Consider the following 12,803-nt stretch of genomic DNA (forward strand, 5'->3'; position numbering starts at 1 on the left):
CCGAACGAACGGTCGCGAACCAGGCCAGGGCTGATCGACGGCCGCACCGCCCGCCCGTACAAGTGACCGGCAGCGTTCGAGGCGGGCCGCACCGACGGACGCGGCCCGGCAGCGGCGTCGGCCGGCCGCCGGTCGTGGTAGCGGGCGATCTCGGCGAGCAACCGCCGGTTACGCCGACTCCGCACCGGAGCCCGCCGGAACAAATCAAGGCATCCACGCACAGCAGGAACCACCTTTCACACAGTCGAAAAACCTTCAGAGGTACGGATAGAGCGCGCGGTTACGTCGCAGTTGCGCCGCCGCCCGGGTCAGCGGTGGGGCCGGCGCGGGCGCGGTGCCCAGCGGAGACCGTCACGCTCGACGAAGATCTCCCGACGTTCACGCGCTTCACCGTCCGGTGCCAACACGTAGCCGGCCAACCAGACCCAGCCCTCGTACGTCCAGCGCTTGTCCACTGTCGTCACCCGGAACCGGAAACCCCGCCCGGCCGCGAACTGCACACTCGCCCGACCGTCGATGATCAACTCGTCACCGGGCCGGGGATCGGCCGGGGACCGGTCGGCCGGCACGCTACCGATCAGCCGCCGGCACCGTCAGCCGACCGCAGTCGGGACACCACCGCGACTTGATCTTGAAACTGAACAACCCGACGAAGAACCCGAGCAGGATTCCGGAAACCAGGGCACCAAGCGCCACCATGATCAACCCTTCCGATTGGGCTGGGGACGACCGGGCGAGCCGTTACCGCGACCCGCCCAGCCACCTGGGATTTCAGCGAAACGCAGCGGGAAAACGATCAAGACACTCGCCACTCCCCGCTACCCAGCAGCCGGCCAGTTGATCAACCGTCCACCTTCGATGCTTGGCTTACACTGACAGGGAAAGCGTGATCTTGCAACACCGCATCCGATAGAAAATTAGTTGGCTCAGAGACTCGTCAAACGACATACTCATGGCGCAGACTGTCTGTTGTGGCAGGAACCCCAACCGTCCAGCGGCGACGGCTCGCGACCGAACTTCGCGCACTTCGCGAGGCTGCCGGTCTGACAATTGACCAGGTCATCCAACAGGTGAAGATCAGCAAGTCGACGTTGTCCCGCGTCGAGAATGCCCAGGTCTCGGTGACGACTCGGAACGTCACGAAGTTGCTGCGCCTCTACGGCGTACCCGACAAGGAGGCTGTCGGGCTCATCGAGCTCGCCCGCGACGCCCAGAAGTACAACTGGTGGGTCGACTACTCCGGCGCGATGCCGCACGGGCTCGACGGGTACATCGCCTTCGAGGACGAGGCGACCCAGCTCCGCACCTACGACGTCCAACTCGTCAACGGCCTGCTCCAGACGTCGGACTACGCCCGTGCCATCATCAGCGCGGAGTTCCCGGAGGGTCCACCGGAGAAGATTGAGGAGCGGATCGAGTTACGCCTCGCCCGCCAGCGCATCCTGGAACGCAGCAAACCACCCAGGCTGTGGTTCATCTTCGACGAAGCGGTGCTGCACCGGCCGGTCGGCGGCCCGCAGGTGATGGCAGCCCAGCTGGAGCACATGATCACCATGGCACAGCGGCCGTCAATCACGGTCCAGGTGCTGCCCTTCCGCCAGGGCGCACACATGGGCATGGGCGGCCCCTTCGCGATGCTCGACTTCAGCAACCATCCGACGGTCGTCTACCAGGAAAATCTGAGTGGCGCTCTGTACCTGGACAAGGACTACCATGTGGAGATGCACGGGCTGGCGTTCGACCATCTCCGTGCGACCGCGCTCTCACCCGCCGATACGCTGGCCTTCCTGCGGATGAGGGCCGAGGCGATCCTGGAGCAGGGAGCAAGGGAGAGCACCGATGACCACCACCCCCGGTGATCCGCAGCAGCCGATCTGGCGCAAGAGCACCCGCAGCAACGGACAGGCCATGTGCGTCGAGGTCGCCACCAACCTCCCCGCCACAGTCCTCGTACGCGACAGCAAAGACCCCGCCGGCCCGGCACTCACCTTCTCCCCCGCCGGCTGGACGTCCTTCCTCTCCACCCTCACCCCCGACGCTCCTCACTGACCCGAGACAGAGAGCTGTCTCCATGCTGAGGGCAGACGACTGGAGTGCGGCATTCAGCGGGTGGAGGTTCCGGCCCTCCACCGTTTAGGCGATGTCTGCCCTGAGCGCAAGCGACGTACCCTCAATCGTCTGTGGACTGTATGCCTGGCCTGGTCGTCGGCCGAAGCTCACCGCCGCTTGCCGCCCGGCAGTGCCATCATGACCCAGTCATCCCAGTCGAATGGAGGCCATCGATGAGCACTGTCGCTGACTCGCTCGCCGACGGCGCAACCCCGATGAGTGCATACGAAGAGCAGGTGTGGGACAGGCTCAACGAGCACTGGCAGCGCCGCAACAACCGCCGTGGTCTACCGAACTGGGCGAGCACTGCACTCGATCGCTCCGGCGAGGCCGCGCGAAACGCCGCGAGCCGGGCCACCAGGGCGGTACCGGAGACGATCAAGGAACCAGTGCGCCGCGGAGGCGACGCGGTTGCCAGCATGGCCCTGCGGCCAGCGGCCGAGGCTGCCGCAGCGCTGCTGGAGTTGGTCAACGCCTGGGCCTTGGAGCTCAACGACCCGAAGGGCGTCGAGAAGATTGCCCGCAAGCGCGGCATGGAGCTGAACAGTTTCACTGAGCTGCGGCAGCAGGACCTCAAGGCCTGCGACCGGCTACTGACCCGCAACACACTGAGGTGGCGTTCCGCCGGCGCGGTCGAAGGTGGTGCCATGGGCTTGCTGGCCCTGGTCCCCGTGGCAGGGATCCCCGCCGCAATTACTGCCGACATCCTCGTCATCCAGGTCCTGAGCACCTCGATCGCGTCGCGCATCGCGTACTCCTACGGCTACGACGCCAAAGACCCCTCGGAGCAAGCTTTCATCGAACGCCTGGTGCACCGGTCCTTCATGGCACAGGCAGCCAAGGTTGGGCCGCTGCGCGACACCGCACGAGCGGCCAACGCTCTGAAGGGACGCGTGAATTGGTCAGCCAAGCTCCGCGCGGACCATCGCCTCGTGATCGCCCTTGAGAAGTTGCTGCAGCACTTGGGTCCGGCTGGTGCCAGGGTTCCAGTTCAAAACGTCGCCAAGGCCGTGCCCATCGTGGGCGTCCTCATCGGTGCAGGGGTGAATTCCACCGTCCTCGGCAACGTGGCCGCCGATGCCCAGCGATACTGCCAGACCCGGTTCCTGTGCGACAAGTATGGACTGCCGATGCCGGCCGCACTGGCCACCTATCAGACCGAGCCCGACGCCATGTAAACCGTAGATAGCCCTCGAAATCGGCGAGATAACAGGAATCTAAGCACGTCTGCAGAACTACGCGACCCGGTCCGATCAGCAGCTCAGCACCGGCATCAGAGTCGACTTGCGGTATCGACAGCGCTGGCGAGAATGGCATCAATCTCGTCCCCGCTCGCCCGACCTTCACCGAGCACGTGCATGATAGTTAGACTTTGAATCTTGCCTGCCATCTCAGGATCGAAGTCGGACTCGACATCGGGGTCGAGTGCCGCCTTCACCAGGCGTTCCGCAGCGTTGGCGTCGATCTCGCGCGGATCCACTGGAGCAGCCGCGCGCAGCTCAGCAACGAACTGCACGATGTCGGCTTCGCTGGCATCCACGGGCAACCGGTGGTTGACGGCGTAGTAGAAGACGATGCCCATCAGAGTGGAGAAGTCGCCCCAACCTTTTGTATTCAGCTGGACTTCCAGGCGATCGTTCTCGGCGTAGTCACCCTTCAGCATCGTGCGAAAATATTCGACCAAGTCAGGCTCAATCTTCATAATTTACTTCCCTTCATGGCGTTTCTTGTATTTTTTCCACATTTCGCGACCCACTACTGCAGTGGCACCCGCAGCCATGATCACAGCAGTCACCGGATTGTCCACACTCGGGCGATCAGCAGGGATCGGCTCCGGCGCTACCGTCGTAGCACTCTCCGACCCCGGCTGGATCTTGAACAGGTCGAGAATTTCTTTTCCCGTCTGCATCGTCTTTTCCGCATTTTGCAGGTGTTCCTCAGTGGAGTCGGCCTTCTGCACGAAGCGACGCGCGAACCGGTCTGCCCTGCTGCCCGCCCCCTCAGCCTCTGCCACAAGACGTTCACCTGAGACATCGATTTTGGGGTCAGACGGAGGCGCCACGCCTGGAGCAATGTGGTTGACGTAGTTGACGATATGATCGCAGATATCGTTCAGGATGCCGGCGACCCGATCGGCCTTCGCCCCAGCGATCTGCGCCTCGGCGATAGCCGTCTTGATCGACTGATCGGTGCTTCCGCGAGCAGCTTCCGAGTAGTGCGCTGCCGCCTGCTCGGCGTCGGCCTGTGCACGGTTGGCGGTCACGGCTGCGGCAAGCAGCCGCTCCCGCGCAGCGTAGAGCCGCGCTACGACGTCGCCGAGGGTCCCGGACATCAGAGCTTGGCTACGTAGTCGTTCGCGTTCTGGACAGCAGCGCCAAACCGCCGGATCGCCAGCTCAACCTCACGTTCCAACGAGTCCAGCTTCGCCTTCGCCTTCTCGACCTCGTCATGGGTGCTGTCATGCATCGTGGCCCGCGCCAGGGCACCCGCTTCTGCAGCCTCGGTGAGCGCCTGTTCAAGGATCTGACACCCTTGCTGGACTGCTTCGTTGCCCCGCTCGACAGTGCGCTTCACATCGTCAACGCTCATCGACCACCGCTCCGTCGCCCTCCCGGCACCATCCGAACCTACCGAACCCCACCATCGTCCAACAGGGTCAGACGGTGTCGGGTCCTACTCGGGGAGGCCGCGGAGCAGGGACAGAGCTGTGCGGTCGGAGCTGAGGGTGGACAGCTCGGTGTCGATGAAGTCGGTGTAGAACTGTGCCGGCGAGCCGGGATAGCCGGGGCGTTCGGCGGCGTACCACTGGTGTAGCCACGGCTCCAGCTCCAGCAGGCCGGCGAGCAGCGGCAACAGGCGGTGCGCCTCCCACGCCTCCTGACTGCGCCGATTCACGTACACCGTGGCCAGCGCCTGCGCCTGGGCCAGGTGGTCCCACCCGGCCCAGCCGAGCAGCAGGCTGGAGTCGGTGTCACGACCCATTTCCGGGTACGAGATGAAGCGCTCCTTTGGCACGTCGAGCTTGCCCCGAGCCTTCGCGTACGACGGCCGGACGAAGTCCGCCGAGGTGTACTTCGGCGGCACGTCGATCTCGACCGTCTCCCCGGCGTCCTCGCGCCGCTGCTTCTCCCAGGTCTGCTCCCACAACACCCGCTTACGCAGCCCGGACGGCTTGTAGCGCTGCTTCGGCAGGAACGGCACATGCTCGGTGGCGACCAGCTTGTCGAGCGCGATGACCAGGCTCATGCCCTCGTACTCCGGCAGCAGTGCCAACACCTGCTGGAAGTCGGCGTCGCCGGCCACCCGGTCGGCGAGCTGCGCCACCGACAGCGGCTCCGGCGTGCCACCCCACAGCTCCGGGGCCTCCAGCCGCTCCAACAGCCAGTCCCGCAACGCATCCGCCTGCATCTTGGCCCAGCCATCGGTCTTCCACCGGCGCTTGCACTCCGGACGCTCGATTAGCTGGAGGTGCCGGTTGCCGGCCGTGGCAGCAATCCGTCGTTCGACCAGGTCGCGGTAATCCGCCGGCCAGTCGGGGTTCGGCTTGTCCACGGGTACGGAGTCGTGCCGCACAAACCAGGCCGTCTCCACCTTCTGCTGCACCATCGTGATCTCGAAGGCACGCTCACCAAGGCTCAGCCCTGGCGGGTCCGGATGGGTCAGATCCTCATCCATCAGCCCGTAGAGCCGGTAGACCTCCCAGTCCAGCTCCTCCTGAAGCGCGATCATCCGCGCCCGGACCAGGTCGTACTCGGCTCGCGCCTGCGCCAGCCGCTCCACAGTCGGCACCCCCGACCCGGCCACCGCCGCCGGAGTCAGCTCCCCCAACCGCTGCGCCAACGCATCCAGCTCCCGCGCCCGCCCCAACGGAAACTCCGCCGGCAACGGCAACTCCTGGAGCTTGGTGCCGGTGAACTCGAAGAACCGTTCCCACTCCTGGCTCTTGAACCCTTCGTTAACGCCCTGGCTCCCCTTGTTGTGGCTGACCTGCTTGAGCCAGAAGCAGGCAGTGGAGCTGTTGAGTACGCCGAGCAGCTTCAGGTGGTCATCCTCCGTCGCCCCCTCCGGCAGCTTGATCACGGGCGCAGAACGGTTGAAGACCTTCCCACCCCGATCCAGCACAAAATGATTGTGCGTAGCCACAAACGCAAACGCAATCGTCAGCGGCACGCTATAGGCAGACGACGTGTGCTGGTGATACTCCCACCACTTCAAGCCAGCTTGCTCCATATTTCCTACGAACGTACGCCGCTCCGCAAGCAACTTCCGCCAAGGCCAAAGCTCTTCCTCAAGACCCTTCTCGCCGAGCATCGAATCGTAGGGGTACCAGATCAGATCCTCTGTGTCGGATTTCCAATCCCTGACCGCCTCCCCGACGATTAGCGGTCGCAGAGCCCTCTGATCAGCACGAGTCGTCAACCTCCGGCCAGCCGGCCGCATGAATATCTCATCGGCACCGGCACGGATAGCACGACCTATCGGCGGATCGGCAGCCTCCAGCAACCTTTCTGCAGAGAAGCCTTCCAACGCTTGCACGAGTTCTGCCGCGCCGCCGCCGGAGAGGCTCCAGGGGTGTTTGAGGAGGCGGGAGCGGTCGAGGTCCTGGACGGTGACCCAGCGGGACGCCGAGCCGGGAGCGTCGACCTGGTCGACGATCGCCTGCCAGACGAGGCCATCGGCCGGGTTGTCCGGGGTCGTCGGCTCGCCCTGCACACCGAGCACAGCGCGGACGACGGGGAGACGGCGGCGGGCATTGGTGCGGCCGATCAGGATCACGGTGGGAGTGCCGTGGCCGGGGATGTAGGCACCGGAGGTGTCGATGACCTCGCTCAGCTCGATGTCGTGGGCGAAGTAGTCCTCAATCAGCTTCTTGCCAAATTCGCGCTTCATGAATCCATTGCCGGTTATTTGGCCGACAAAGCCGGCACCCTCGCCGTACTCGTCGGATTTTTTCGCCAGGTCGAAGAAGCGCTTTGCAAACGGCACGGTCAGCGCGTACTGCCTGTGGCAGACGCTCGGGTAGATGCTGCGGTAGAGCTTGTTTCTGGCCGGGTCGGCGACGGTGATGTAGGGCGGGTTGCCGACTACCACAGTGTACTGGCCGACCTCCAGATACTCGGCGAGCAGTTCGTCGTCTTCGCTCTCGTAGGCGAAGACCTGCTCCCCCTCAAGAGCTGCCAGCAGGTCACCTTGTGCGCGGGAGGCGCGGCCCCACTCCAGGAGGGAGTCGCCGGTGGCGACGCGGACCGGGAAGGCAGGGCAGCGTTCGAGCTTGTGCCACTTGCCGAGCTTGATCGCGGCGACCAGCAGCCGGAAACGGGCGATGGCGACCGCGAAGGCGTTGATGTCGACGCCGGTGGCCTGGCCGAGCGCCCGGTCGACGATGGCCCGGATGTCGGTGGTCGGCTCCCGCTTGCGCCACTCGCGCACCAGCCGGTCGAACGCGCCGAGCAGGAAGTGGCCGGAGCCGCACGTCGGGTCGATCACCTTCATCTCGGGCAGGCCGAACTCGCTCAGCGCCGGCTCGAACGTCCGGTCCAGGATGAACTTCTCGACGAACACCGGAGTCTGCAACAGCGCGTACGTCTTCTTCGCGTACGTCGACAACTCCTGGTAGAGGTCACCGAGGAAACGGGTGTCCAGGGTCGCGCTGCGCAGCGACACCCGGCCCTCCCCCGTACGGAAGAAGTTGCTCAGCCCCTCCGCAGCCGCGCCGGAGATGTCGAACCGCCACACCGGGTTGTGCTTGTCGAAGATCTGCGCCGTCGGGCGCAGCCTGCCCAGGTAGCGGAACGCTTCCCGCAGCCAGTGCCGGTCGTTGTGCAACGAATGCTCGGCCTCGATCAGGTACGCCTGCCGCCGCTGCATGCCCGTCTCGGCCGGGGCCGCCGGGTCGTCCCCGCCGATCCACAGCCCGTCGATCAGCTCGTTGTCCTCGCAGAAGCGGACGAAGACACAACCCAGCACCCAGGCCACAGCCGCCTGGTCGAGCACGTCCTCCAGCCACACCTCGAACGCGCCGGCCAGCCGCTCGGCCTTCTTCGCCTTCTCGTACTCCTGCAGCAGCTCAGCCCGCAGCGACAGCGACTCCGGCTCCGCGAGCCGCTCCCGCAGGTCATCGGCAAGGTGTTTCACCTGCGCCTGCATCGCCTGCTGGAGTCGCCGCCGCGCGTCTTCGTCGAGTTCATCGAGCACGGCTGCGATCCTACGGGCAGGAGGTGATCACAAATGTTCGTGCGTCGCGCCTACCTGCCGACCCGGCCGCTGACCCCGGCCGATCAGGCTCGATGGCCGTACACCATCCCTGCTGTGGCCAGGCTGGCTGATCAGGGCGTCGATTTCCCCACGCCGGTGACTCTGCTCGCCGGTGACAACGGCACCGGCAAATCCACCCTGGTCGAGGCAATCGCGGTCGCCGCCGGGTTTAACCCTGAGGGCGGCGGCACGTCCTTCCGGTTCACCACCCGCGCCACCGAATCCCCGCTCGGCGAGCACCTGGTGCTGCAACGTGCCCCCGGCCGCAAGCCCCGCACCGGGTTCTTTCTGCGCGCCGAGTCGTACTACAACGTTGCCACCGAGATCGAGCGCCTCGACGCCGACCCCAACTCCCCACCTCTGCTCGGTGCCTACGGCGGAGTCTCCCCACATGAACGCTCGCACGGGGAGTCGTTTCTCGACCTGGTCAATCATCGCTTCGGCCCGCAAGGGCTCTACCTGCTCGACGAACCGGAGGCAGCGCTGTCCGTACACGGCTGCCTGGCCCTGCTGCTGCGCATCGCCGACCTGGTCGACCAGGGTAGTCAGTTCATCATCGCCACCCACTCGCCGATCCTGCTGGCCAGCCCTGGCGCGACGATCCTGCAAATCGACGCCGCCGGCACCATCGCCCCGGTTGACTACGACCAGGCCGAACCGGTCGCCCTCACCCGAGCGTTCCTGGCCGACCCGGGCCGGTTCCTGCACCACCTGCTCGCCGATCGTTGACCAAGCGCAGCAGATGCCGGTAGGAGCCGGGCTCAGCGCCCAGCGCCCGCAGCACTGTGCCAACGTGCGCATAGACGGCGCTCTCAGCCGGATGGCCGTCGAGGTCACCTCGGTCGAGCATTCGCCCGGCGATGTACAGCTGGCTGAGCATGCCGTCACGGCTGTCCAGCTCAGCGAGATACCGGGCGCGCACCAGCCGCGCGACAGGTGGTGCGGCCAGGCTGTGCAGGTACAGGCTGGCCGCGTCGAACCCGGCCGGAGCCAACCCCCAGCCTTCCCAGTCCAGCACCCAGCAGCCCGGACTGGTCAGCTGCGCCCAGTGCAGGTCCGCGTGCGCGGGCACCCACTGATGTACATCGACCGGCAAGGCCTCATCCCAGATCTGGATCCGGGACGCGAGCCGCTCATTATCCACCGCGACCCGATCCGTCTCGACCTCAGTCAGGAAGGAGAGGGTGCCGCCAAGACGCATCCACCACATCTCGCTCAGCGCCGGCACCGCAGTCAGCGCCGCAGTCCGGCTGCACGTCGGCTCGTCGACGTGACTCATCAGGTCGGCGCGGAACCGTAGATCGCTCTCCGCGTGCTCCCAACTGCGCCACACCCGGGGCAGCCGCAGCCCGCCCAACTGCTGCGAGGCGGTGGCGTTGCCGTCCCAGAACACCCCGACTTCTCCGTTGACAGGTTCCCCGACCAGCCGCAGCCACCCGTCGTGGCCGTCGTCGTCCACCCGTGCACCGGTCGATCGGTTACGCCATCCGTACCGGAACTCACCCACCAGCTCAACCCGCAGGGCGGCAGCGGCCCGACGCAGCATCGACGCCAGCCGCCGCCGGTGGTCCTCAGCGTCGTCCTCTGGCCAATGGTCCTCATTCGGTAGCCACCGTGTGTGCTTCACACTGTCAGCATCACCCAGCCACCTCGGTCACCGCGAGCCCACCACGGATATCCGGAGAGTCAGTGACCTGCCGGAGACGCGGCCGCCTGGAAGGGTTAGGTCCGATCGGTCAGCGGTAGTACGGCCAGCACCGCTTCGACGGCGCACAGGGGTTGCACGACGGACTACACGACGGTGAACAGGTCGGCTGGCACCGCGCTGGCGCGCACTGCGGCGCGCACTGCGGCCCGCACGGCTTCGGCCGCTTCCCGAAGGCCGACCTCAGCTCGGCCCGCACCTGCGCCGTACCCTGGCCGGTCAGGATCGAGGCGAAATTCGCCTCACGGACGTTGCCGACCGGCAGCCAGCGCGAGAACACGCACGGCCAGACCGCACCGTCAGCGCCGACCGCCAACACACCCGACGCACAGTTGCCGCACAACTGCTCTACACCCAAGGCATCGCCGCCTACCCCACGGCCCACCTGCCGGAGCCAGTCCACACCCACCTCTGTCGCACCCAGACCGCGCAACTCGGCAACCGCAGCCCCCACGCGCTGGCCACCGCCCAGGTCGACCACACCTACCCGCAGTGGAATCGACCGGCGCACCGCCTCACCGATGTTGGCCCGAGTACGAGCGTGCGAGCCGGCCCGACCGGTGACCGCAGCGTGCTGCCCGGCCTGATCGGAGTAGTACGAGCAGGCCAACCGCACCCCCTGCTGGGCGAACAGCTCCCACATGGCCGGCGTGACATACACGAGGTTGGAGAACACCTCCACCTCCAAGCCGGCGGCCAGGGCATGCCTGAGTAGATCCGGAAGATCTGGATGCAGAGTCGGTTCCCCACCGATGAACTGCACCATCTCGACGCCCAGCTCCACCGCCTGGTCGATCACCCGCCGCCAGTCCACTGCAGTCATTGAACCGTGCCCGCCGGACGGACCGCTGGCGGCGTAACAATGCCGGCACTCCAACTGGCACCTACCGGTGATCTCCAGCCACACGAACGACAGATCCACCATCCCAGGCCCGCCCCTCTCGAAGGAACGTCAACCCGGAGTATCGCAACAACCACCCAAGATGTTCATCAATTTCCACCGAGAGATGCCCCAGTCGAAAATTCGGCTGCGGGGTCACTCGTCGTGCTCGGTGTCGTTGTCGGCCACGCCGGTCATGTCCGGCCCGAGCGTCACGCCCAGCCCTTTCGCGAACGCCCGCAGCCGCTCCTGCAACACCTCGGCCCGCAGCGCCAGGAACCCCTCGTGGTCGCCGGCCAGCAGCTTGAGAAAGGCCCGCTCGTTGATGCAGTGGCTGGCCAGCAGCCTCGTCACGTGCTCCCGGCTGATGGTGCGCTCCAACTGGCCTTCCCGCAGCTCCTTGAACACCCCCAGCGGGTTGTCCCCCGGGCCGGTCGGCAGGATGATCCGGTTGGCCGCCGTCGAATGGCCGGGCACGATCTGCCGGTACGCCTGCGGCACACCAGCCGCCAGCCGCTTCACCACGTCGAACTCCTGCCCGAGCGCATCCCGCCTGGTCGGGAACTCGTGCGCCTCCCACGCCACGTACGCCAGAGTCCGGGCGCTGTTCAGGTTGAACGGCTCCGGCATCGGCTGCACCGCGCCGACGTCCAGCTTCAGGGTCGGGGTCGCGCCGGAGGCGAACGCCTTCATCTCCGCCAGGCCCTCCCGGATGCGGGTCGAGTTGGCACCCGCGAACGACCCCGCCCACGACGTCACCCAGAACCAGCGCTCCAGCTCCAACCGCTGGTTGCCGGTCGGGTCCGGCCGACAGTGGAAGAAGTAGGTCAACAACACCAACTGATGCGAGTACGGCAACAGCGCCGCCAACGGCAGACCCGCCGCCCTCAGCAGCTCCACCGCCTTGTGCACCGCCTTCTGCCCGGCCGCCAGCACGTCGATCTGACTGGTCCGGATCCGCTGCGCCACCTGTTCCCAGTGCGGCTTCATGACGTCCGGCTCGCCGCCGATCGCTAGCATCGACCGGAACACCGCCATCCTGGGCAGCTCACCGAAGCCCGTGCTCGCGACGGACTCGACGATGCTGTCGACCTGTTCGCCCATTGTAGATTTCTGGATCGGGCCGGTCAGCCGGGAGGCAATCTCGTGGGTCTCCAGGCGTACTCCACGGTTGTTAATCCGGGCGAACACCTCGATGGCCGACCCCAGGTCGCTGTCGCGGACCCGCACCAACGGAATCTTGTACGCACGGACACGCTGCGCCACCCAGTCGGCTTCGTTGACCAGCCTCTCCATTCGGGTGGCGTCGTTGACCCGCGCTTCCAGGTTCCGCAGGAAGCGGAGAAAGTCGACGGTGCTGTTGACGGAGCGCATCGGGAGGTACGAATCAGGAGGAAGGGGCGGCGGGGAGCCGAACGCCCGATGATGCCGGTAGCGTTCGTTGTCCTCCTGCGGCTCCAGATCGCGGTAGATCCGCCACTTCCACTCCCGCTGATCGTCGCCGCGCGGCGGTCGGCCCTGCCTGCGCAGCACCCCGAACAGGGTGGAGAGCCGTTGATGCCCGTCGAGCACGTACGACACCGGCGTACCTGCCGGCGGCATCCGCACCGGCACCTCACCGAGGTAGTTGAGCGAGGGCACCTCGTCGGTGGTCTCCCACACGGTGATGCCGCCGATCGGCCACCCTCTCTCGATGCTGTCGAACAGGTCCAGCATCTGCTCAGGACGCCACACGAACGGGCGCTGAAACCTGGGCACTCGGATCCGGCCTGCGGCGATCTCCTCCAGCACGTCGGCCAGCATCATCACGGTGGGTTCGACCTGGACGTCTCCCCGGCTGCTGGACATACCGCT

13 protein-coding genes are annotated in these 12,803 nt (G+C 66.1%); 4 read left to right on the plus strand and 9 right to left on the minus strand.

The window, feature by feature from the left end; all coding sequences use genetic code 11:
• Together ACFHWU_RS06780 and ACFHWU_RS06785 are read right to left on the minus strand one after the other, a co-directional pair.
• The coding region (locus ACFHWU_RS06780) for a hypothetical protein (RefSeq protein ID WP_416590098.1) at window positions 1-185 on the minus strand (185 nt) is incomplete at its 3' end.
• A gap of 123 nt (window positions 186-308) precedes the next feature.
• Window positions 309-569, minus strand: a complete 261-nt coding sequence (locus ACFHWU_RS06785) for a hypothetical protein (protein WP_416590099.1) — start codon at window positions 567-569, stop codon at window positions 309-311.
• A 402-nt stretch (window positions 570-971) separates the two neighbouring features.
• On the opposite strand from ACFHWU_RS06785, the gene ACFHWU_RS06790 reads away from it, so the two are divergent.
• From ACFHWU_RS06790 to ACFHWU_RS06800, 3 genes are all read left to right on the plus strand, one after another.
• Window positions 972-1,859: a helix-turn-helix domain-containing protein gene (locus ACFHWU_RS06790; protein ID WP_416590100.1), complete on the plus strand. Its 888-nt coding sequence runs from the start codon at window positions 972-974 to the stop codon at window positions 1,857-1,859.
• A complete protein-coding gene (locus ACFHWU_RS06795; RefSeq protein WP_416590101.1) occupies window positions 1,840-2,049 on the plus strand; it encodes a DUF397 domain-containing protein in 210 nt (69 codons plus the stop codon). Before ACFHWU_RS06790 ends, ACFHWU_RS06795 begins: the two co-directional genes overlap by 20 nt.
• A gap of 233 nt (window positions 2,050-2,282) precedes the next feature.
• Window positions 2,283-3,287: an EcsC family protein gene (locus ACFHWU_RS06800; RefSeq protein WP_416568739.1), complete on the plus strand. Its 1,005-nt coding sequence runs from the start codon at window positions 2,283-2,285 to the stop codon at window positions 3,285-3,287.
• Window positions 3,288-3,382: 95 nt separating this feature from the next.
• Here the strand turns inward: ACFHWU_RS06800 and ACFHWU_RS06805 are convergent, their stop codons facing one another.
• The 4 genes from ACFHWU_RS06805 to pglX form a co-directional block, all read right to left on the minus strand.
• Window positions 3,383-3,811, minus strand: a complete 429-nt coding sequence (locus ACFHWU_RS06805) for a hypothetical protein (RefSeq protein ID WP_416568740.1) — start codon at window positions 3,809-3,811, stop codon at window positions 3,383-3,385.
• Between the two features lie 3 nt (window positions 3,812-3,814).
• Entirely contained in the window at window positions 3,815-4,441 is a 627-nt protein-coding gene (locus ACFHWU_RS06810) for a hypothetical protein (protein WP_416590102.1), read from the minus strand.
• Window positions 4,441-4,698: a hypothetical protein gene (locus tag ACFHWU_RS06815; protein WP_416590103.1), complete on the minus strand. Its 258-nt coding sequence runs from the start codon at window positions 4,696-4,698 to the stop codon at window positions 4,441-4,443. The genes ACFHWU_RS06810 and ACFHWU_RS06815 overlap by 1 nt, the downstream gene beginning before the upstream one ends.
• A gap of 84 nt (window positions 4,699-4,782) precedes the next feature.
• On the minus strand, window positions 4,783-8,304 hold the full coding sequence (gene pglX / locus ACFHWU_RS06820; protein ID WP_416590104.1) for a BREX-2 system adenine-specific DNA-methyltransferase PglX: 3,522 nt from the start codon (window positions 8,302-8,304) through the stop codon (window positions 4,783-4,785).
• 33 nt (window positions 8,305-8,337) lie between these two features.
• Here pglX and ACFHWU_RS06825 point away from each other — a divergent pair, with 33 nt between their 5' ends.
• Complete coding sequence (locus ACFHWU_RS06825) at window positions 8,338-9,093, plus strand: AAA family ATPase (protein ID WP_281567152.1); 756 nt, start codon at window positions 8,338-8,340, stop codon at window positions 9,091-9,093.
• Here ACFHWU_RS06825 and ACFHWU_RS06830 read toward each other — a convergent pair.
• From ACFHWU_RS06830 to ACFHWU_RS06840, 3 genes are all read right to left on the minus strand, one after another.
• A complete protein-coding gene (locus ACFHWU_RS06830) occupies window positions 9,032-9,991 on the minus strand; it encodes a hypothetical protein (RefSeq protein WP_281567153.1) in 960 nt (319 codons plus the stop codon). The two genes, ACFHWU_RS06825 and ACFHWU_RS06830, sit on opposite strands and share 62 nt — an antisense overlap.
• Before the next feature lie 109 nt (window positions 9,992-10,100).
• Window positions 10,101-10,994: a radical SAM/SPASM domain-containing protein gene (locus ACFHWU_RS06835; RefSeq protein WP_416568743.1), complete on the minus strand. Its 894-nt coding sequence runs from the start codon at window positions 10,992-10,994 to the stop codon at window positions 10,101-10,103.
• A 111-nt stretch (window positions 10,995-11,105) separates the two neighbouring features.
• Window positions 11,106-12,797, minus strand: a complete 1,692-nt coding sequence (locus ACFHWU_RS06840) for a DUF262 domain-containing protein (RefSeq protein ID WP_416568744.1) — start codon at window positions 12,795-12,797, stop codon at window positions 11,106-11,108.
• Window positions 12,798-12,803 lie beyond the last annotated feature (6 nt).

It is taken from the genome of Micromonospora sp. LOL_015 (assembly GCF_048060275.1).
Lineage (GTDB): Bacteria > Actinomycetota > Actinomycetes > Mycobacteriales > Micromonosporaceae > Micromonospora_E.

Excerpts from the sequence above, each read along its gene's own strand:
- ACFHWU_RS06795 (WP_416590101.1), top strand. The coding sequence starts at position 1,840 with ATGACCACCACCCCCGGTGATCCGCAGCAGCCGATCTGGCGCAAGAGC.
- ACFHWU_RS06800 (WP_416568739.1), top strand. The coding sequence starts at position 2,283 with ATGAGCACTGTCGCTGACTCGCTCGCCGACGGCGCAACCCCGATGAGT.
- ACFHWU_RS06805 (WP_416568740.1), bottom strand. The coding sequence starts at position 3,811 with ATGAAGATTGAGCCTGACTTGGTCGAATATTTTCGCACGATGCTGAAG.
- ACFHWU_RS06810 (WP_416590102.1), bottom strand. The coding sequence starts at position 4,441 with ATGTCCGGGACCCTCGGCGACGTCGTAGCGCGGCTCTACGCTGCGCGG.
- ACFHWU_RS06815 (WP_416590103.1), bottom strand. The coding sequence starts at position 4,698 with ATGAGCGTTGACGATGTGAAGCGCACTGTCGAGCGGGGCAACGAAGCA.
- ACFHWU_RS06825 (WP_281567152.1), top strand. The coding sequence starts at position 8,338 with ATGTTCGTGCGTCGCGCCTACCTGCCGACCCGGCCGCTGACCCCGGCC.
- ACFHWU_RS06835 (WP_416568743.1), bottom strand. The coding sequence starts at position 10,994 with ATGGTGGATCTGTCGTTCGTGTGGCTGGAGATCACCGGTAGGTGCCAG.
- ACFHWU_RS06840 (WP_416568744.1), bottom strand. The coding sequence starts at position 12,797 with ATGTCCAGCAGCCGGGGAGACGTCCAGGTCGAACCCACCGTGATGATG.